Source organism: Salipiger sp. CCB-MM3 (assembly GCF_001687105.1).
Taxonomy (GTDB): Bacteria; Pseudomonadota; Alphaproteobacteria; order Rhodobacterales; family Rhodobacteraceae; genus Salipiger.
Window position 1 is genome coordinate 1,227,240 of the sequence record NZ_CP014596.1, and the last position, 18,432, is coordinate 1,245,671.

The 18,432-nt window shown below is 66.0% G+C and carries 16 protein-coding genes; 9 read left to right on the top strand and 7 right to left on the bottom strand.

The genetic code is table 11. The annotated features are described in order from the left end of the window. Positions 1-5 precede the first annotated feature (5 nt). The 6 genes from AYJ57_RS19355 to AYJ57_RS19380 all read left to right on the top strand — a co-directional run bounded on the left by AYJ57_RS19355 (position 6) and on the right by AYJ57_RS19380 (position 7,482). Entirely contained in the window at positions 6-308 is a 303-nt protein-coding gene (locus AYJ57_RS19355; RefSeq protein ID WP_066109897.1) for a sarcosine oxidase subunit delta, read from the top strand. Beyond that, complete coding sequence (locus tag AYJ57_RS19360) at positions 305-3,295, top strand: sarcosine oxidase subunit alpha (RefSeq protein ID WP_066109899.1); 2,991 nt, start codon at positions 305-307, stop codon at positions 3,293-3,295. The genes AYJ57_RS19355 and AYJ57_RS19360 overlap by 4 nt, the downstream gene beginning before the upstream one ends. Before the next feature lie 10 nt (positions 3,296-3,305). Then, positions 3,306-3,851 (top strand): sarcosine oxidase subunit gamma, encoded by a 546-nt coding sequence (locus AYJ57_RS19365; protein ID WP_066109902.1) that lies wholly within the window; start codon positions 3,306-3,308, stop codon positions 3,849-3,851. Between the two features lie 17 nt (positions 3,852-3,868). Further along, a complete protein-coding gene (glyA, locus tag AYJ57_RS19370; protein ID WP_066109905.1) occupies positions 3,869-5,143 on the top strand; it encodes a serine hydroxymethyltransferase in 1,275 nt (424 codons plus the stop codon). Positions 5,144-5,162: 19 nt separating this feature from the next. Further along, complete coding sequence (gene purU / locus AYJ57_RS19375; protein ID WP_066109909.1) at positions 5,163-6,047, top strand: formyltetrahydrofolate deformylase; 885 nt, start codon at positions 5,163-5,165, stop codon at positions 6,045-6,047. 178 nt (positions 6,048-6,225) lie between these two features. Beyond that, complete coding sequence (locus AYJ57_RS19380) at positions 6,226-7,482, top strand: NAD(P)/FAD-dependent oxidoreductase (protein WP_066109911.1); 1,257 nt, start codon at positions 6,226-6,228, stop codon at positions 7,480-7,482. A 63-nt stretch (positions 7,483-7,545) separates the two neighbouring features. Here the strand turns inward: AYJ57_RS19380 and AYJ57_RS19385 are convergent, their stop codons facing one another. From AYJ57_RS19385 to betI, 7 genes are all read right to left on the bottom strand, one after another. Next, positions 7,546-8,322 carry a MetQ/NlpA family ABC transporter substrate-binding protein gene (locus AYJ57_RS19385; protein WP_066109914.1) on the bottom strand — a complete coding sequence of 259 codons (777 nt, stop codon included), beginning with the start codon at positions 8,320-8,322 and terminating at the stop codon, positions 7,546-7,548. A gap of 36 nt (positions 8,323-8,358) precedes the next feature. Further along, the gene (locus tag AYJ57_RS19390; protein WP_066109917.1) at positions 8,359-9,033 is read right to left on the bottom strand and encodes a methionine ABC transporter permease; all 675 of its coding nucleotides are present in this window, start codon (positions 9,031-9,033) and stop codon (positions 8,359-8,361) included. Then, a complete protein-coding gene (locus AYJ57_RS19395) occupies positions 9,023-10,084 on the bottom strand; it encodes a methionine ABC transporter ATP-binding protein (protein ID WP_066109920.1) in 1,062 nt (353 codons plus the stop codon). The genes AYJ57_RS19390 and AYJ57_RS19395 overlap by 11 nt, the downstream gene beginning before the upstream one ends. A gap of 576 nt (positions 10,085-10,660) precedes the next feature. Then, positions 10,661-11,512 carry a glycoside hydrolase family 25 protein gene (locus AYJ57_RS19400; RefSeq protein ID WP_066109923.1) on the bottom strand — a complete coding sequence of 284 codons (852 nt, stop codon included), beginning with the start codon at positions 11,510-11,512 and terminating at the stop codon, positions 10,661-10,663. Between the two features lie 133 nt (positions 11,513-11,645). Next, a complete protein-coding gene (gene betA, locus AYJ57_RS19405) occupies positions 11,646-13,304 on the bottom strand; it encodes a choline dehydrogenase (RefSeq protein WP_066109926.1) in 1,659 nt (552 codons plus the stop codon). An 11-nt stretch (positions 13,305-13,315) separates the two neighbouring features. Beyond that, positions 13,316-14,776, bottom strand: a complete 1,461-nt coding sequence (gene betB / locus AYJ57_RS19410) for a betaine-aldehyde dehydrogenase (protein WP_066109929.1) — start codon at positions 14,774-14,776, stop codon at positions 13,316-13,318. 2 nt (positions 14,777-14,778) lie between these two features. Then, entirely contained in the window at positions 14,779-15,456 is a 678-nt protein-coding gene (gene betI / locus AYJ57_RS19415) for a transcriptional regulator BetI (RefSeq protein ID WP_066109932.1), read from the bottom strand. 107 nt (positions 15,457-15,563) lie between these two features. On the opposite strand from betI, the gene AYJ57_RS19420 reads away from it, so the two are divergent. The 3 genes from AYJ57_RS19420 (at position 15,564) to choV (ending at position 18,429) form a co-directional block, all read left to right on the top strand. Further along, on the top strand, positions 15,564-16,484 hold the full coding sequence (locus AYJ57_RS19420) for a choline ABC transporter substrate-binding protein (RefSeq protein ID WP_066109934.1): 921 nt from the start codon (positions 15,564-15,566) through the stop codon (positions 16,482-16,484). A gap of 83 nt (positions 16,485-16,567) precedes the next feature. After that, positions 16,568-17,407: a choline ABC transporter permease subunit gene (gene choW / locus AYJ57_RS19425; RefSeq protein ID WP_066109936.1), complete on the top strand. Its 840-nt coding sequence runs from the start codon at positions 16,568-16,570 to the stop codon at positions 17,405-17,407. Then, on the top strand, positions 17,404-18,429 hold the full coding sequence (gene choV / locus AYJ57_RS19430) for a choline ABC transporter ATP-binding protein (protein WP_066109939.1): 1,026 nt from the start codon (positions 17,404-17,406) through the stop codon (positions 18,427-18,429). The genes choW and choV overlap by 4 nt, the downstream gene beginning before the upstream one ends. The last annotated feature ends 3 nt before the right edge of the window (positions 18,430-18,432 follow it).

An 18,432-nucleotide genomic window follows, 5' to 3' on the forward strand; every position in this document is an offset into this window, starting at 1 on the left:
CGACCATGCTTCTGATCCATTGCCCCTATTGCGACGAGACGCTGCCCGAGGTCGAGTTCACCTATGCCGGTGAGGCCCATATCGCACGCCCGGAAAACCCCTCGGAGATGAGCGACGACGACTGGCAGCAGTTCCTCTTCATGCGTGACAACGTGAAGGGCGACCATTTCGAACGCTGGCGCCACATGCATGGCTGCGGGCGCTTCTTCAACGCAGTGCGCAACACCATCACCGACAAATTCCTCACCACCTATGAGGCGGGCGCGCCCCGTCCCAATCTCGCCGCGCTGAAGGAGGGCCAGAAATGAGCAGCTACCGCGTTTCCGGCAAGGGCCGCATCAACGCGGCGCGTCCGGTGAATTTCACCTTCGACGGCAAGACCTATCAGGGCTTTGAGGGCGACACCGTCGCCTCGGCGCTGCTCGCCAACGGCGTGCATTTGATGGGCCGCTCGTTCAAATACCACCGCCCGCGCGGTCCGGTTGCGGCCGGGTCTGAAGAGCCCAACGCCCTCATCGGCACCCGCCGCGGGCCGGGCCGGTATGAGCCCAACACCCGCGCCACGGTGCAGGAGATCTGGGGCGGGCTTGAGACCACTTCGCAGAACAAATACCCCAGCCTGAAGTTCGACGTGGGCGCGGTGAACGATGCCGCCTACATGCTGTTCTCGGCGGGTTTCTACTACAAGACCTTCATGTGGCCGCGCAGCTTCTGGGACAAGGTCTACGAGCCCTTCATCCGCGCCGCCGCCGGTCTCGGCGTCAGTCCGACCGAGGAAGACCCCGACAGCTACGCCTCGCGCAACCTGCATTGTGACGTGCTGATCGTCGGCGCCGGTCCCTCAGGCCTCGCCGCCGCGCGCGTCGCTGCGAATGCCGGCCTGAAGGTCGTGCTGGTCGACGAGAACGCGGAAGTGGGCGGCACGCTGCTGTCCGAGCCGCAGGCGCAGATCGACGGCGCCGCGGCGTGGGATTGGATCGCCTCGGAACTGGCCGCGCTGAAAGCGGCGGGCGTCAAGGTGATGACCCGCACCACCGCCATCGGCTACTACCATCAGAACCTCATCGGCCTGTGCGAGCGTCTCACCGACCACCTTGCACAGCAGCCCGCCGACACCCCGCGCGAGCGGCTGTGGCGGGTGCGCGCAAAGCAGGTGGTTCTGGCGCAGGGCGCGCTGGAAAAGCCGCTGGTGTTCCACGGGAACGACCGCCCCGGCGTGATGCTGGCGGGCTCGGCGCAGACCTACCTCAACCGCTACGGCGTGCTGGTGGGGCAGCGCCCCGTGGTGCTGACCTCGCATGACAGCGCATGGTACGCTGCCTTCGATCTCGCCGACGCAGGCGCCAAGGTGCAGGCGATTGCCGACACCCGCGACAGTGTCTCCGAGGCGCTGCTGGCGGGGGCCCGCGCGCGCGGCATTCCGATCAAGCTGGGCCGCACCGCCACCGCCACCAAGGGCCGCCTGCGGGTGACCTCGATCCGCATCAACCCGGTCTCCGGCGGCGCTGTCGGCTCGGGCGAGAATATCGCTTGCGACGCGGTGCTGATGTCGGGCGGCTGGACCCCCTCGCTGCATCTTTTCTCGCACACCAAGGGCACGCTGGCCTGGGACGACGACCGCACCACCTTCCTGCCCGAGCGCACCCCCGAGGATTGCGTCATCGCGGGCGCGAGCCGTGGTCTCTGGGGCATCGAAGCGGTGCTGAACGACGGCGCCGAGAAAGGCCGGGAGGTCGTGGCGGCGCTCGGCAAATCCGGCGACACCCGCGCCTATGCCGTCGCCGAGGATCGCCCCGGCACCGGCGTATCGCATAAGGAACTGCCGACCGATCGCAGCCCCGGCAAGGCCAAGGCCTTTGTCGACTACCAGAACGACGTGACCGCCAAGGACCTGCGCCTTGCGGTGCGCGAGGGAATGCGCTCGATCGAGCACGTCAAGCGCTACACCACCAATGGCATGGCCACCGATCAGGGCAAGATGTCCAACATCAACGGCCTGAACATCGCCTCGGATGCGCTTGGAAAGAAACAGCCTCAGGTCGGTCTGACCACCTTCCGCCCGCCCTATACGCCGACCAGCTTCGGCGCCTTCGCGGGCTATCATCGTGGCAGCCATTTTGAGGTGACCCGCAAGACCCAGATCGACCTCTGGGCCGAAGAGAACGGCGCGGTCTTCGAGCCGGTCGGCCAATGGCGCCGCGCGTGGTACTTCCCCAAAGCGGGCGAGGACATGGAGGCTGCGGTCTCGCGCGAGTGCCGCGCCACCCGCGCCAGCGTCGGCATCTTCGATGCTTCGACGCTGGGCAAGATCGAGGTCGTGGGCCCCGATGCCGTCGAATTCATGAACCGCATGTACACCAACCCGTGGACCAAGCTCGCACCGGGCCGCTGCCGCTATGGCCTGCTCTGCGGTGACGATGGGTTCATCCGCGACGACGGCGTCATCGGCCGTATGACTGACGACAAGTTCCACGTCACCACCACCACCGGCGGTGCCGCGCGGGTGCTGAACATGATGGAAGACTACCTTCAAACCGAGTGGCCCGACCTAAATGTCTGGCTGACCTCGACCACCGAGCAATGGTCCACCATCGCGCTCAACGGTCCGAACGCCGCCAAACTGCTCGCGCCCTTCGTCGAAGGTGTGGAACTCACCGAAGAGGCCTTCCCGCATATGTCCTGCGTGGAGTGCACCGTGGCGGGCATGCCCGCGCGTCTCTTCCGGGTCAGCTTCACCGGCGAGATCGGTTTCGAGGTCAACGTGCCAGCCCCCATGGGCCGCAAGCTTTGGGAGACCCTCTGGGACGCGGGCCAGCAGTACGACATCTGCGCCTATGGCACAGAGACGATGCACGTGCTGCGCGCCGAGAAGGGCTACATCATCGTGGGTCAGGACACTGACGGCACCGTCACGCCCTATGACGCGGGCATGGGCTGGGCCGTGGGCAAGAAAAAGCCCGACTTCGTCGGCATGCGCGGCCTCGCGCGGCCCGACCTCGTGTCCAAGGACCGCAAGCAGTTGGTCGGTCTGCTGACCGAGGACAACAGCAAGCTCGAAGAGGGCGCGCAGATCGTCTTCGACCCCAAGCAGGCGATCCCGATGACCATGGTCGGCCATGTGACGTCTTCGTATCACTCCGACGCGGCGGGCCGTCCCATCGCGCTGGCGCTGGTGCAGGGCGGGCACGACCGGATGGGCGAGACCGTGCACATCCCGATGCCCGACCGCACCATCGCCGCCAAGATCACCTCGACGATCTTCGTCGATCCCGAAAACGCCCGTCTGAAGATCTGAGGAGGCCCTGATGAACGCTCCGCTTTCCGCCTTCCCGCCCGCCACGCAGGTCGAAACCTCGGCTGCCAAGGTAAGCTCGGTTCTGCCCAAGGTGCGCTTCTCGCTGCGGGCCCGCGGCGATCTGGCGCCGCTCGAACAGGCCCTCGGGGTCGCGCTGCCGCGCAAGATCGGCGAGACCGTGAAGGGTGCCGTCGAGGTGGCCTGCCTTGGTCCCGATGAATGGCTGCTGCTGGCCGCCGAGGCCGCGCCCGTGACCGAGGCCTGCACCGGGGTCTACGCGACCCTGCCGCACAGTCTGGTGGAGATCTCGGCCCGCGAGGTGACCTTTGTCATCGAGGGGCCGCGCGCCGCCGAACTGATGACCATTGGCTGCGCCCGCGATATCGACGGGATCACGGTGGGCTCTGCGCGCCGGACGCTCTTTGATGGTGCCACCGTCACGCTCTGGCGCGACGCCGACGACCGCTTCCGCATGGACGTCTGGAACAGCTTCGCTCCGCACCTGCTGCACCTGCTGCAGGTCGGCGTACGTGAACTTGCTGCCGAAACCCTCTGACCTGAAGGGATAATTCAATGTTCGACCGCCTGCCCAAAGGCGGCATCTCCGATGCCGTCATCGCGACCGCTGTGTCTGCCGAACTGGAGCGCCAGCAAAGCCAGATCGAGCTTATCGCCTCGGAAAACATCGTCTCGGCCAGCGTCATGGCGGCGCAGGGGTCGGTGCTGACCAACAAATATGCCGAAGGCTATCCGGGCAAACGCTACTATGGCGGCTGCGAGCATGTGGATACCGTCGAGCAGGTGGCCATCGACCGGCTCAAGCAGCTGTTCGGCGCGGAATATGCCAATGTGCAGCCGCATTCCGGCGCGCAGGCCAATCAGGCGGTGTTCCTCGCGCTGCTGCAGCCGGGGGACCGGATCATGGGCATGTCGCTGGCGCACGGCGGGCACCTGACCCACGGCTCGCCGGTCACCATGTCGGGCAAATGGTTCGATGTCGTGTCCTATGAGGTCGACGCCGACAGCCACCTGATCGACATGGAGAAGGTGCGGGAAAAGGCGCTCGAGACCAAGCCCAAGCTGATCGTGGCGGGCGCTTCGGCCTATCCGCGCCAGATCGACTTTGTAGGGTTCCGCAAGATCGCCGACGAGGTGGGCGCATACCTCATGGTCGACATGGCGCATTACGCGGGCCTCATCGCGGGTGGCAAATACCCGAACCCGGTGCCGCATGCCCATGTTGTCACCTCGACCACCCATAAGACCCTGCGCGGCCCGCGCGGCGGCGTCATCCTCACCAACGACGAGGCGCTTGCGAAAAAGTTCAATTCGGCGGTCTTTCCGGGCAATCAGGGTGGCCCGCTGATGCATGTGATCGCCGCCAAGGCGGTGGCCTTCGGCGAAGCGCTGCAACCCGAGTTCGCCGATTACGCCGGGCAGGTGATCGAGAACGCCAAGGCGCTGGCAGATGTGCTGATGGTTGGCGGGCTGGGCATCGTGTCGGGCGGCACCGACAGCCACATGGTGCTGGTCGATCTGCAGCCCAAAGGCGTGACCGGCAAGGTGGCCGAAATCGCGCTCGAACGGGCGGGGCTGACCTGCAACAAGAACGCCATCCCCAACGATCCGCAGAAGCCTTTCGTCACCTCGGGCATCCGTCTGGGCACTTCGGCGGGCACCACGCGCGGCTTCCGCGAGGCCGAGTTCGAACTCATTGGCAGTCTGATCCTGCGGGTCATCGACGCGCTCTCGCACAGCCCCGAGGGCGATGCCGAGGTCGAGGCCAAGGTGCGCGCCGAGGTCCGGGCGCTCTGCGACGATTTCCCGATCTATTCCGCCGACCTCTGAGCCGAGACGAAAGACGCCCATGACCCAGATCATCCTGACCGTTTCCTGCCCCGTCCGCACCGGCATCGTGGCGGCGATTTCCACCTATCTCGCCGAGCAGGGCTGCAACATCCACGACAGCGCGCAGTTCTCGGACCTTGGCAACGACCGCTTCTTCATGCGCCTCAGCTTCAGTTCCGAGGCGGGCCACAGCCGCGAGGCGCTGGCCGAGGGGTTTGCCGCGATCGCGGCGGTTCTGGACATGGAGTTCGCCTTCCACGACCCGCGCCGGAAGATGAAGGTCGCGATCATGGTCAGCCGTTTCGGCCACTGCCTGAACGATCTGCTCTATCGCTCGCGGATCGGCGCGCTGCCGGTGGAGATCGTGGCGGTGATCTCCAACCACCTCGATTACCAAAAGGTCGTGGTGAACCACGACATCCCCTACTACTGCGTCAAGGTCACCAAAGAAAACAAGCGCGAGGCCGAGGCCGAGCAGATGCGCATCCTGCGCGAGAGCGGCGCGGAACTGGTCGTGCTGGCGCGCTACATGCAGGTGCTGAGCGACGAGATGTGCACCGAGATGTCGGGGCGGATCATCAACATCCACCACTCGTTCCTGCCCAGCTTCAAAGGGGCCAACCCCTACAAGCAGGCCTTCGAGCGCGGGGTGATGCTGATCGGGGCGACGGCGCATTACGTCACTGCCGATCTCGACGAGGGGCCGATCATCGAACAGGACGTGATCCGCGTGACCCATGCGCAAAGCGCCTCGGACTACGTCTCGCTGGGCCGCGACGTGGAAAGTCAGGTGCTGGCGCGGGCCATTCACGCGCATATCCACCGCCGGGTTTTCCTCAATGGCAACAAGACCATCGTCTTCCCGGCCAGCCCCGGCGAATACGCCTCGGAACGGATGGGCTGAGGCGCATAGGGCGAAACGAAATCTGCCTCAAGAACGGGCGGCAAGTCACCGGAACGCAACAGGTTTGCGGGATTGGCGTGCCGCCCGGTGATGCCGCGGCTCGACAGCGCCGCCAGCGGCGCGCAGGCTGGCGATGGGGCGGGCAATCCGTGCCCGCCGAAGCTTTGCGGAGCCTGCGATGATCTTTCAGTCCCTCTGGGCCGCCACGGCCCCTGACGCGCCGAAACTGCCCGCCCTGACCGAGAGCCGCCGCACTGACGTGCTGGTGATCGGCGGCGGGCTGCAGGGGCTCTCGACCGCGCTGCATCTGGCTGAGGCGGGCGTTGGCGTGGTGGTGCTCGAGGCGGGTGAGCCCGGCTTTGGCGCCTCTGGCCGCAACGGCGGGCAGGTGATCCCGGGGCTGAAGGACGATCCCGAGACGCTTGACCGGATCTGGGGACCGCAGGCGACGGAGTTCGCCGGGGCGACCGCTGATGTGCTCTTTGCGCTGGTGGATCGGCTCGGCCTCGACTGCGACGCGCAGCGGGCGGGCTGGATACAGGCGGGCAACAAGCAGGTGCATCTGCCCGGCCTGCGCGCGCGCATGGCACAGTGGCAGGCGCGCGGCGCTCCGGTGGACTGGCTGGATGGTCCGGCAATGGCGCAGGCCACCGGCGCGCATGGGTTTCTGGGCGGCTGGATCGACCGCCGCGCCGGCAAGGTCCATCCGCTGAAGCTGGTCCACGGGCTGATCGGCGCGGCCCGTGCGGCGGGGGCGGAGATCTTCGCCAAGACGCCGGTGACGACGCTGGAGCGGGTCGGCACTGGATGGCGCGCCCGGCTGGAGAATGGCGCCTTGGTTGAGGCGGATCGCGTCGTGCTCGCCAGCAATGTCTACACGCCGCCGCGGCTGGAGCCCCGGCTGGCGCGGGCCACGGTGCCCGCCAACAGCTTTCAGATCGCCACCGCGCCGCTGAGTGCGGAGCAGCTGCAGCGCATTCTGCCGAGCGGCGCGGTCTGCTCTGAAATCCGGCGCGTCGGCACCTATTTCCGCGTCGGCCCGGAGAACCGGCTGATGATCGGCGGGCGGGGCAGCTTCGCCGACCCGCGCAGGGAGGCCAATTTCGCTGAACTGGAAGCAGAACTTGCCGCGCTCTTCGGTCCGGGCTTCACCATCGCGCATCGTTGGTTTGGCCGCTTCGGCATGACACCCGATCATCGCGTGCGCATCTGCGCGCCCGCGCCCGGCCTGCTGGCGGCGACGGGCTTCAACGGCCGCGGCGTGGCGCTGTCGGTGGCGATCGGCAAGGCGTTTGCCGCGCATCTGGCGCAAGGCGCGCCGCTGCCGATCCCGCCCTTGCCGACCATCCCCGCGCTGCCGCTGCATGGGCTGCACCGGGTCTATGGCGGCATCGGCATTCACTACTACCGGCTGCGCGACCGGCTCGACCGCTGACCGTGCGGCAAAGAAAAAGGCGGGCCCGAAAGCCCGCCTTTCCAATGCCATGCGGCGCGATGCTTACCAGGAGGTCAGCACGGTGCCGTGGTATTTCTCTTCGATGAAGGCCTTCACTTCGGGGCTGTGATAGGCGTCGATCAGCGGCTTCACCCAGGGCTGCTCTTCGTCGCCCTGACGCACGACGATGATGTTCACATAGGGGTTGTCGGCGCTTTCCATGGCGATCGAGTCCTCCTTGGGCGAGAGGCCCGAGGCGATCGCGTAGTTGGTGTTGATCAGCGCGGCATCGAGGTCGGCCAGCGAACGCGGCAGCTGCGCGGCGTCGAGCTCTTGGAAGCGCATGTCCTTGGGGTTCTCGACCACGTCCAGAACGGTCGGCACGAGGCCGGTGCCCTCGGCCAGCTTGATCAGGCCAAGCTGCTGCAGCACCAGCAGCGCGCGGCCGCCGTTGGTGGGGTCGTTCGGGATGCCCATGGTACCACCCTCGGGAAAGTCCTCGAGTGCGGTGATCTTGTCCGAGTAGACGCCCATCGGGGTGGTGATGGTGGTCGCGATCGGCGCCAGCTCAAAGCCGCGGTCCTTCATCTGGTTGTCCAGATAGGGCTCGTGCTGGAACGAGTTGGCTTCGATGTCGCCATCGGCCAGCGCCTGGTTCGGCACCACATAGTCGGAAAACTCGACCACATCGATGTTGAGGCCCATGGGCTCGGCGATCTTGGCGACTTCTTCCATGATCTCGGCGTGCTCACCGGGCGAGACACCAACCTTGATGTCTTCGGCCATCGCGGTGCCGGCAATCAGGGCCAGCGCGGAGACGAGGGGGATCATACGCTTCATGGGAATTCTCCTTCCATCTGCGTTCTTATTGTTGGTTCAGCGGCCGCGGTTGCGCGGCGCGCGCTTGTCGACCAGTCTGGCCAGCCCCTCGCCGAGGGACTGCACGAGCTGGACCAGCACGATCAGAATGACGACCACCGCCAGCATCACTTCGGGCATGAAGCGCTGGTAGCCGTAGCGAATGCCGAGATCGCCAAGGCCCTCGCCGCCCACGGCACCGACCATAGCCGAGTAGCCAATGAGGCTGACCAGCGCGAGCGTGAGGCCAAGGGTGATGCCGGGCAGCGCCTCGGGGATCAGCACCTTGCGGATGATCTGCAGCGGCGTGGCGCCCATGGCGCGGGCGGCTTCGATGAGGCCGCTGTCGACCTCGCGGATGGCGTTCTCCACCAGACGCGCGATGAAGGGCACGGCAGCAATGGTCAGCGGCACGATGGCGGCGCTGGTGCCAATCGAGGTGCCCGCAATCAGCCGGGTGAAGGGGATGATCGCCACCACGAGGATGATGAAGGGCACCGAGCGCGTCGCGTTGACGATCAGTCCAAGCACCTTGTTCACCCAAGGCGAGGACAGCAGTTCGCCGCGTTGCGACACGGCAAGGTAGACGCCGATGGGCAGGCCGAAAAGCGTGCCGAGCGCGCCCGAGATGGCCACCATATAGAGGGTCTGAAGCGTGGCTTCGATCAGCAGGTTGATGAGGTTAGCCGACATAGCCCAGCACCTCCGTGAGCAGCTCGTGACGTTCAAGATAGGCGCGGGCTTCGGCGCCGCGGGTGGCCTCAACCGAGACCAGCAGGTTGCCGAAGGGATGTGGGCCGATCTCTTCGATCGCGCCCGCCAGAATGTTGACCGGAATCCCGAGCTCGGAAGTGAGCTTGGCCAGCATTGGATCGGTGGCATGGGTCCCGGCGAAGGCGATGCGGATTACCTCTTGGCTGTCGCCCTGCGGGCGCTCGGCCTGCAGTTTGCCGGCGACGAAGCTCGGCAGGGTGATGCCGGTGATGCCCGACAGGAAAGAGCGCGTGGTCGGATGCTTGGGGTCGGCAAAGACCTCATAGGTCGAGCCCGCCTCGACGATCTTGCCGCCGTCGATCACCGCCACATGGCTGGCGATGTCGCGGACCACGGCCATCTCGTGGGTGATCAGCAGGATGGTCAGCCCGAGGTCGCGGTTGATGTCGGCCAGCAGCTTCAGCACGGTCTGCGTGGTCTCGGGGTCGAGCGCCGAGGTGGCCTCATCCGAGAGCAGCACCTTGGGCTGGGTGGCGAGCGCGCGGGCGATGCCGACGCGCTGCTTCTGCCCGCCCGAAAGCTCTGCCGGGTAGCGGTTGCTGAACTGCTCGAGCCCGACGCGCCCGATGAGGTCGTTGACCCGCCGCTTGATCTCGGCACCGGGCACGCCTGCGATCTCGAGCGGCAGGGCGACGTTGCCGTAAACCGTGCGCGAGCTCAGCAGGTTGAAGTGCTGGAAGATCATCCCAACCTCGCGGCGGATCCGCCGCAGGTCCGCGGCACCGGCGCGACCGACGTCATGTCCGGCGACGGTGACCGTGCCCGAGGTCGGCTGCTCGAGCCCGTTGACCATGCGCAGCAGCGTCGATTTGCCCGCGCCGGAACGTCCGATGATCCCGGTGATCGTGCCGGGGGCGACGTCGAGGTTCACATCCTCGAGCGCCATGACGGTGCCGGAGCCCTTTTTGTCAAAGGACTTTCCCAGCTTGTCGAAGGTGATCGCGGCACCTGATGTCTGTACTTCGGCCATCCGAGTCTCTCGTTTTCGTCCGGCCTCCCCCTTGCGGCGCGGTAGACCGGATATGGGCCGGGGACGCAAGCCCTGCCGGGTGCCTGCGCGCGCGGGCCGCCTGTGCGCGAGAGTGTATCATGGCAGAGGGGCAGGAGGGTGTTCCGGCTTGTGGCGCCGGGCACGGGCGCTGTTCGCCGCGCGGCGTTGGGGGCCGGAGGATGTTCTTTTTGCGCGCTGAGGGCTGCGCCCGATCCTGGGTGGGCGCGGCGCAGGGCTGGTGCAATGCGCTTTATCTCACAAACCCTTACGCCCTGCGAACAGCCGCGCGGCGTTGCCAATGCGCCCTCTCATGGGGAGGTCGGGCGCGGCAAAGTGGCGGCAACGGCGCGGGGCCATCGCACGGGCAAGCGCGCGCTGCTCCGCCCGGAGCAAAGGCCGAAGACCGCCGGGCCAGTGCCTGCCCGTCCCGGCGGGCTGGCGCTTTGTCATCCTCGTGCAGCGATTGAGGTCGTCCGGATGTGGCTGGGATAAAGCAATGACCTCAGGGGGCGGCGCGCCAACCCACGGGTAGCCGCGCGCCCGGCTCTTGCTCCGCTATCCCTGACTGCGCGCCGCCAGCCAAGCCCGCCAGTTCGCTTCGTTCCCGGCAAAGGCGTTGAGGTCCACCGGCCCGCGCACCCCTGGCACCAGACCGGTGCCGGTGTACTGCCAGAAGCTCCAGCGCTCGTCGGGGTAGCGCTCGGACGGGTGCGCGGTGACCGAGCGCAGCCAGAACTCGGCCCCGCGCAGCGAGCCCAGATCGTTGCGGGCGTAGAAGTCGGGCGTGGTGTAGATCACCGGGGCGGTGCCGTAGTGGCGCTCGACGATGCGGGAGAACTCGCGGATGCTGGCGCGCACCTCATCCGCGGGCGGGCGGATGCGGCAGGTGGGCGAGAGGTGGTTCCACTCCATGTCGAGGATCGGCGGCAGATCTCCGCGCCGTTTCGGGACATTGGCGATGAACCACGCCGCCTGCTCACGCGCCGGGCGGCAGAAATAGTAGAAGTGATAGGCCCCCACCGGCACGCCTGCGGCCCGCGCCCCGGCGGCGTTCTGCGCAAAGGCCGGATCGATGTGATCCCCGCCCTCGGTCGCCTTGAGATAGCCGAAGCGAATGCCCGCGTCGCGGGCCTCGCGCCAGTCGATCGCACCCTGATAGCGCGCCGCATCGAGCCCATGCACCGGGTAGCGCGAGGGGCTGACCGAGTCCCACGCATGGGGATCGGTGTCGCCAAAGCGGCGGGGGATGCCGCTGGCACGGTTTTCGCGGATATAAAGCGCCTGCGTTTCGCTGGCGGAAAGGGTGGCGGTGCGTGGCGCCGAACTGCCGCAACCGCCAAGGGTCGCTGCGAGTGCGACGATCATCGCGCCCGCCCGGACCCATGGTCTGGGGGATGTCGTGATCATCTTCTTGTCCTGCTCTTGCCTGAGGCGAGCGTAACGCGAAAATCGATTCACGGCATCATGTAGTTGTGCAACACCGGGGGATGACCAAGCGTTGCGTCCACGCCGCCGCGCGGGCGGCGACGTGGGGCAGGGGTCAGCGCTGCGAGGTCTGCCAGTCCGGATGGATCCACGGCTGCCCGTTGTCGCGGGGCAGGGGCTGCTTGCCGAGGATATGGTCCGCCGCCTTCTCGCCGCTCATGATCGACGGCGCGTTGAGGTTGCCGTTGGTGATCTGCGGGAAGATCGAACTGTCGGCGACCCGCAGCCCCTCGACACCGATCACCCGGCATTCGGGATCGACCACCGCCATCGGATCGCTCGCCGGGCCCATCCGGCAGGTGCCGCAGGGGTGATAGGCGCTCTCGGCGTGCTCGCGGATGAAGTCGTCGAGTTGCTCATCGGTCTGCACCGCGTCACCCGGCTGGATCTCATGGCCGCGATAGGGGGCAAAGGCCTCCTGACCAAAGATCTCGCGGGTGAGGCGGATGCAGGTGCGGAAGTCGGCCCAGTCATCCTCATGCGACATGTAGTTGAAGAAGATGCTGGGCGCGTCCTTGGGATCGCCGGATTTCAGCGTCACCGCGCCGCGCGATTTCGAGCGCATCGGCCCGACGTGGGCTTGGAACCCGTGGCCTTCTGCCGCCGCCTTGCCATCGTAGCGCACCGCGATGGGCAGGAAGTGGTACTGGATATCGGGATATTCGACACCGGCTTTCGAGCGGATGAAGGCGGCGCTTTCGAACTGGTTCGAGGCGCCCGGTCCGCTGCGGGTGAACAGCCATTGTGCCCCCACCAGCGCCTTGCCGAAGAGGTTCCAGTATTTGAACAGCGACACCGGCTGGGTGGCCGCCTGCTGGATGTAGAGCTCGAGGTGGTCCTGGAGGTTCTGGCCGACACCGGCGCGGTCTGCGACCACCTCGATGCCATGCTCTTTCAGGTGCTCGGCCGGGCCGATGCCCGAGAGCATCAGCATCTTCGGCGAGTTGATCGAACTGGCAGAGAGGATCACCTCGGCCTCGGCCTTGATCACCTCGATCTTGCCCTTGCGCTCCAGCTCGACCCCGGTGGCGCGGCCGTTCTCGATCACCACCTTGCGGGCGAGCCCGCGCACCAATTCGACGTTGCCGCTGGCCATGGCGGGTTTGAGATAGGCCTTATAGGCCGACCAGCGCTCGCCTTTGTAGACGGTCGCGTCGAACGGGCCAAAGCCTTCCTGCTTTTGGCCGTTGTAATCGTCGGTGGCTTCATAGCCCGCCTGCACCCCGGCCTCGACAAAGGCGCGGGTGAGAGGGTTGTCGCGCTTGCCGCGCGAGACATGCAGCGGGCCGTCCTTGCCGCGCCAGTCGGGATCGCCGCCGTGGCCGCCCTCGTGCCATGTCTCCATGCGCTTGTAGTAGGGCAGCACGTCGGCATAGGCCCAGCCCTGCGCGCCCATCTCTTCCCATGTGTCGAAGTCGCGCGCGTGGCCGCGCACATAGACCATGCCGTTGATCGACGAGGAGCCGCCCAGCACCTTGCCGCGCGGGGTCGCCAGACGGCGACCACCCAGATGCGGCTCGGGCTCGGATTCATACCCCCAGTCGTAACGCTTCATGTTCATCGGGTAGGACAGCGCGCCGGGCATCTGGATGAAGGGCCCGGCATCGGTGCCGCCGTGTTCGATGACGATGACCTTCCGGCCCGCTTCCGCGAGCCGGTAGGCGATGGCGCAGCCCGCAGAGCCCGCGCCGACGATGACGTATTCCGCTTGCATTGAGGGCCTCCTCAGAACGGGGCCTCGGTCGGCGCCATGCCGACGTAGACCGATTTCAACTGGCTGTAGTGCTCGATCGCCGCCTTGGAGTTCTCGCGGCCCACACCCGAATTCTTGGACCCGCCAAAGGGGGCCTCGACCGGGGTGAGATTGTAGGCGTTGATATAGCAGGTGCCTGCCTCAAAGCCCGCCGCGACGCGATGCGCGCGGGTGAGGTCATTGGTGAAGACACCGGCGGCGAGGCCGAACTGCGTGTCATTGGCGCGGGTCAGCGCCTCTTCTTCGGTGGCGAACTTCAACACCGACATGACCGGGCCAAAGATTTCCTCGCGCGCGATGGTCATCTCGTCGGTGACATCGGCAAAGAGCGTCGGCTCGATGTAGAAGCCCGCGCCGTCGATCAGCTTGCCGCCCTTGACCAGACGCGCGCCCTCTTCGACGCCCTTCTTGATATAGCCGTCGACAATCTCGCGCTGGCGCGCCGAGACCATCGGGCCAATGGTGGTGGCCTCATCCATGGGATCGCCGATCACCGCGTTTTCCATGCGCTCGGCGACGCGGGCGACGAATGTCTCATAGAGCCCCTCTTGCACGAAGACACGGGTGCCGTTCGAGCAGATCTGGCCGGTCGAGTAGAAGTTGCCGTTGATCGCGGCGGAGACGGCGCTTTCAAGATCAGCATCGTCGAACACGACGATGGGGGATTTGCCGCCCAGTTCCATGGTCACATGGCGGATGCCCTCGGCGGCGGCGGCATAGACCTTGCGGCCCGTGGGCACCGAGCCGGTGAGCGACACCTTGTCGACGCGCGGGTCGGTGACCAGCGACGCGCCAACTTGGCCATAGCCCTGCACGACGTTGAAGATGCCCGCGGGCGCGCCCGCTTCGATCAGTAGCTCAGCCAGCTTCAGCGCGGTGAGCGGCGTCATCTCGGAGGGTTTGAAGACCATCGCGTTGCCGCAGGCCAGCGCCGGGGCGGCCTTCCAGCTGGCGATCTGGATCGGGTAGTTCCACGCGCCGATGCCGACGCAAACGCCCAGCGGCTCGCGCCGGGTGTAGACGAAATCGCCGCCCGCGACCGGGATATGCTCGCCGGTCAGCGTGCCAGCGAGGCCACCGAAATACTCCAGCGCCTCGGCGCCCGAGGCGGCGTCGGCGATCAGCGTTTCGGACATCGGCTTGCCGGTGTCATGGGTCTCCACCTCCGACAGCGCGCGGTTGTGCTCGCGCAGCAGATCGGCGGCTTTGCGCAGCACGCGGCCACGCTCGGTGCCCGACAGCGCGCCCCATGCCTTCTGGGCGGCTTCGGCGCTGGCGAGCGCTTCGTCGATGATCGCCGGGGTCGCGGCATGCAGGGTGGCGATCACCTCGCCGGTGTGCGGATAGATCACCTCGATCTTCTCGCCTGCGGTGTCTTCGACGTAGCGGCCGTTGATGAAGTGGCTGCCGGCGGGTTGATAGGATGTGGTCATGTTTACTCCTGGGGTCCTGCAAGGGGGGCCATGGGGTCGGGATCGGCCTCCGCCATGGAGATGTCGTCGTTTTCGTGGACTTCGGTGCATTCGGCGGCGATCGCCCGCAGCACATGTTCAGCGCCTTCTGTGCCGTCGACGTCGCCGAGGGCTTCCTCGGGGGGGCGCAGCATCTTGGTATCTAGCGCGTAGCGCAGATAGAGCCCGTCGATCAGGCCGCCGATTCGCCGCGCCACGTCGGGTGCGCGCTCGCGAATCTTCGGGCGCAGCGCATAGACGAGATTGCTGTGCAGACGGCGCTGATAGAGGTAGAGCAGCCGCCGCGCCTCTTCCGAGCGCAGCGCGAGTGCGTAAAAATTCACCCATGCCGAGATCGCCTCACGGCGGAAGCTGCCCATGCCGAAACTGGCCTGAACGATCGCGTTCACACGTTCGTCGGGCGTTTTGGCCCCGGCCAGAGCCTGCGTCACATCTGCCTTATATTCCGCGAGGATAGAGCGCATCGCTGCGAGGAACAGCGTGTCCTTGTCGTGGAAGTAATGGAACGCAAGCCCCGGCGAGACACCGGCGCTTTTGGCGATCTGGCTGGTGGTGACGTTGAGAGTCCCCGACGCGCCGATCTCGCGGATCGTCGCAGCGATCAGATCCCTGCGTCTTTCTTCCTCGGATTTGCGTGCCATTCGGGGCTCCCACAGATTTTTGGTTGCTTTTCTGGAATACCCCGTCATTAATTGACTCGTCAATCAATAACTCAGACTTCATCACGCTAACCTCCAAAGGGGACCCTATGAAACTCGTACTGACCACCTCCGCTCTCGCTCTTTGCGCAACCGCCGCCGCTGCAGATTGCTCCAAAGTCAGGTTCTCGGACGTGGGCTGGACGGACATCACAGCAACCACCGCCGCCACCTCTACCGTGTTGAAAGCGCTGGGGTATGACACCGAGACCCGCGTTCTGTCGGTGCCGGTGACCTATGTGTCGCTGGAAGAGGGCGACATGGACATCTTCCTCGGCAACTGGATGCCCACGATGGAGGGTGACATCGCGCCCTACCGTGAGGCCGGAACGGTCGACACCGTCCGGGCGAATCTCGAAGGCGCGAAGTACACGCTGGCCACCAATGCCGCCGGTGCCGCGCTTGGGATCAAGGATTTCGCCGACATCGCCGCCCATGCCGATGAGCTCGACGAGACCATCTACGGCATCGAGCCGGGCAACGACGGCAACCGCCTGATCATGGATATGATCGAAGCCAACGCCTTCGATCTCGAAGAGTTCGACGTCAAGGAAAGCTCCGAGCAGGGGATGCTCAGCCAAGTTTCGCGCCTGTCGAAGAAGGACGAGCCGATCGTCTTCCTCGGCTGGGAGCCGCACCCGATGAACGCAAACTTCGATCTCACCTATCTTTCGGGCGGTGACGAATGGTTCGGGCCCGACTTCGGCGGTGCCACGGTCTACACCAACACGCGCTCTGGCTATGTCGAGGAATGCCCGAACGTCGGCAAGCTGCTGACCAACCTCGAGTTCACCCTCGAGATGGAAAACGAGATCATGGGCGCGATCCTCAACGACGGTGAAAAGGCCGAGGACGCGGCAACCACATGGCTGTCCGCGAACCCCGAAATTCTTGACGGCTGGCTCGACGGCGTGACCACTCTGGACGGTGAACCGGGGCTGCCGGCGGTCAAAACCGCACTGGGCCTCTGATCCGAGGTGTGTGCCCGGCGTCTCCGCGACCGCGCGGGGGCGCCTGCCTCCCTCCTCAACTCTCATAGATAAGGAGAGCTGCCTTGGACTGGCTGACCTCGTATAAAATCCCCGTCGGCGACTTCGCGGCCGCGATCTTCGAAGGCATCCGCGACCACGCCGAAGGGTTTCTCGATCTGCTTTCCGTCGTGCTGGAAGCCATGATCGACGGTATTCTCTGGGTGCTGCAAGAGCCCCACCCGTTCATCATCATCGCTGTCTTCGTCGCCTTCGCGTGGCTGATGCAGCGCAGCTGGAAGATCTGCGCTTTCATCGCGCTTGGCTTCCTGTTCATCCTCAACCAGGACTACTGGGAAGAGACCACCGAGAGCCTGACGCTGGTGCTGTCGGCCTGTGTGGTCTGCATGGCCATCGGCGTGCCCGTGGGCATCGCCGCCGCGCACCGGCCCCGGCTCTACGCTGTGCTGCGTCCGATCCTCGATTTGATGCAGACGCTGCCCACCTTCGTGTATCTGATCCCGGCGATCGTCTTCTTCGGCATCGGCATGGTGCCGGGCCTCATTGCCACGGTGATCTTTGTGCTGCCCGCGCCGATCCGCCTGACGCAGCTGGGTGTCTCCTCGACCCCCGAGCGACTGACCGAGGCGGTCCGCGCCTTTGGCGGCACCAACCGTGACGTGCTGTTCAAGGCCGAACTGCCCTATGCGCTGCCGCAGATCATGGCGGGTCTCAACCAGACCATCATGCTGGCGCTGTCGATGGTGGTGATCGCGGCCCTCGTGGGTGCCGACGGCCTTGGCGTGCCGGTGGTTCGTGCGCTCAACCAAGTGAACACCTCGCTCGGCTTTGAAAGCGGGCTGGTGATCGTGGTGGTCGCTATTCTGCTCGACCGTATGCTCAACTTCGGAGGCGACAAGAAATGACCACCGCTGTCAAAATCGACAATGTCTCCATCGTCTTCGGCGAAGAGCCGGACACCGCGCTACCGCTGATGGACGAGGGGCTGGACCGCGCCACAATCCAAGACCGCACCGGGCAGGTGCTGGGTGTGCACGACTGCAACCTCGACGTCGAAGAGGGCGAAATCCTTGTGCTCATGGGCCTGTCGGGCTCGGGCAAATCGACGCTGCTGCGCGGCATCAACGGGCTCAACCCGGTGGTGCGCGGCGGGGTGCATGTGCGCGAGGGCGACAGCCTCGTCAACGTCACCGAGGCCGCGCCCGCCGACCTGCGCCGCATCCGCCGCGAGCGCGTCGCCATGGTGTTCCAGCAGTTCGGCCTGCTGCCGTGGCGCTCGGTTGCAGAGAACGTCGGGCTGGGTCTTGAACTGGGCGGCATGGGCAAGGCCGATCGCCGCAAGAAGGTGCTCGAACAGCTTGAGCTCGTGGGGCTTTCCGACTGGGCCGACAATAAGGTCGGCGAGCTGTCGGGCGGCATGCAGCAGCGCGTGGGCCTCGCGCGGGCCTTTGCCACCGAGGCACCGATCCTGCTGATGGACGAGCCCTTCTCGGCGCTCGACCCGCTGATCCGCACCAAGCTGCAGGACGAGCTTCTGGAACTGCAAGCCAAGCTCAAGCGCACGATCATCTTCGTCAGCCATGACCTCGACGAGGCGTTCAAGATCGGCAACCGCATCGCGATCATGGAAGGCGGGCGCATCGTGCAATGCGGCACGCCGAACGAGATCGCCGGCGATCCGGCGAACGACTATGTGGCCGAGTTCGTGGCGCACTCCAACCCGCTCAGTTTCCTGCGCGCCAAGGACGTGATGCAGCCGGTGGAAGGCGTGGCCGAAGTGGAGGTCGACGAAGAGACCCCGGTGCTCGACTTCGCCGCAGGCATGACCGAGCGCAACGCGCCGGTGGCGGTCACGCGCGGCGGCGTGCGCGTCGGGCTGGTGACGCCCGCGACCCTGCTCGAACGGCTGGTGGCGTCGCAAAGCTGAGGC

What these genes read in the sequence shown, in the direction of transcription:
- AYJ57_RS19385 (WP_066109914.1), bottom strand. Translation starts at nt 8,322, where the DNA reads ATGAAGCGTATGATCCCCCTCGTCTCCGCGCTGGCCCTGATTGCCGGC.
- AYJ57_RS19420 (WP_066109934.1), top strand. Translation starts at nt 15,564, where the DNA reads ATGAAACTCGTACTGACCACCTCCGCTCTCGCTCTTTGCGCAACCGCC.
- betI (WP_066109932.1), bottom strand. Translation starts at nt 15,456, where the DNA reads ATGGCACGCAAATCCGAGGAAGAAAGACGCAGGGATCTGATCGCTGCG.
- AYJ57_RS19395 (WP_066109920.1), bottom strand. Translation starts at nt 10,084, where the DNA reads ATGGCCGAAGTACAGACATCAGGTGCCGCGATCACCTTCGACAAGCTG.
- purU (WP_066109909.1), top strand. Translation starts at nt 5,163, where the DNA reads ATGACCCAGATCATCCTGACCGTTTCCTGCCCCGTCCGCACCGGCATC.
- AYJ57_RS19355 (WP_066109897.1), top strand. Translation starts at nt 6, where the DNA reads ATGCTTCTGATCCATTGCCCCTATTGCGACGAGACGCTGCCCGAGGTC.
- AYJ57_RS19390 (WP_066109917.1), bottom strand. Translation starts at nt 9,033, where the DNA reads ATGTCGGCTAACCTCATCAACCTGCTGATCGAAGCCACGCTTCAGACC.
- AYJ57_RS19400 (WP_066109923.1), bottom strand. Translation starts at nt 11,512, where the DNA reads ATGATCACGACATCCCCCAGACCATGGGTCCGGGCGGGCGCGATGATC.
- choV (WP_066109939.1), top strand. Translation starts at nt 17,404, where the DNA reads ATGACCACCGCTGTCAAAATCGACAATGTCTCCATCGTCTTCGGCGAA.
- AYJ57_RS19360 (WP_066109899.1), top strand. Translation starts at nt 305, where the DNA reads ATGAGCAGCTACCGCGTTTCCGGCAAGGGCCGCATCAACGCGGCGCGT.
- betB (WP_066109929.1), bottom strand. Translation starts at nt 14,776, where the DNA reads ATGACCACATCCTATCAACCCGCCGGCAGCCACTTCATCAACGGCCGC.
- AYJ57_RS19365 (WP_066109902.1), top strand. Translation starts at nt 3,306, where the DNA reads ATGAACGCTCCGCTTTCCGCCTTCCCGCCCGCCACGCAGGTCGAAACC.
- AYJ57_RS19380 (WP_066109911.1), top strand. Translation starts at nt 6,226, where the DNA reads ATGATCTTTCAGTCCCTCTGGGCCGCCACGGCCCCTGACGCGCCGAAA.
- glyA (WP_066109905.1), top strand. Translation starts at nt 3,869, where the DNA reads ATGTTCGACCGCCTGCCCAAAGGCGGCATCTCCGATGCCGTCATCGCG.
- betA (WP_066109926.1), bottom strand. Translation starts at nt 13,304, where the DNA reads ATGCAAGCGGAATACGTCATCGTCGGCGCGGGCTCTGCGGGCTGCGCC.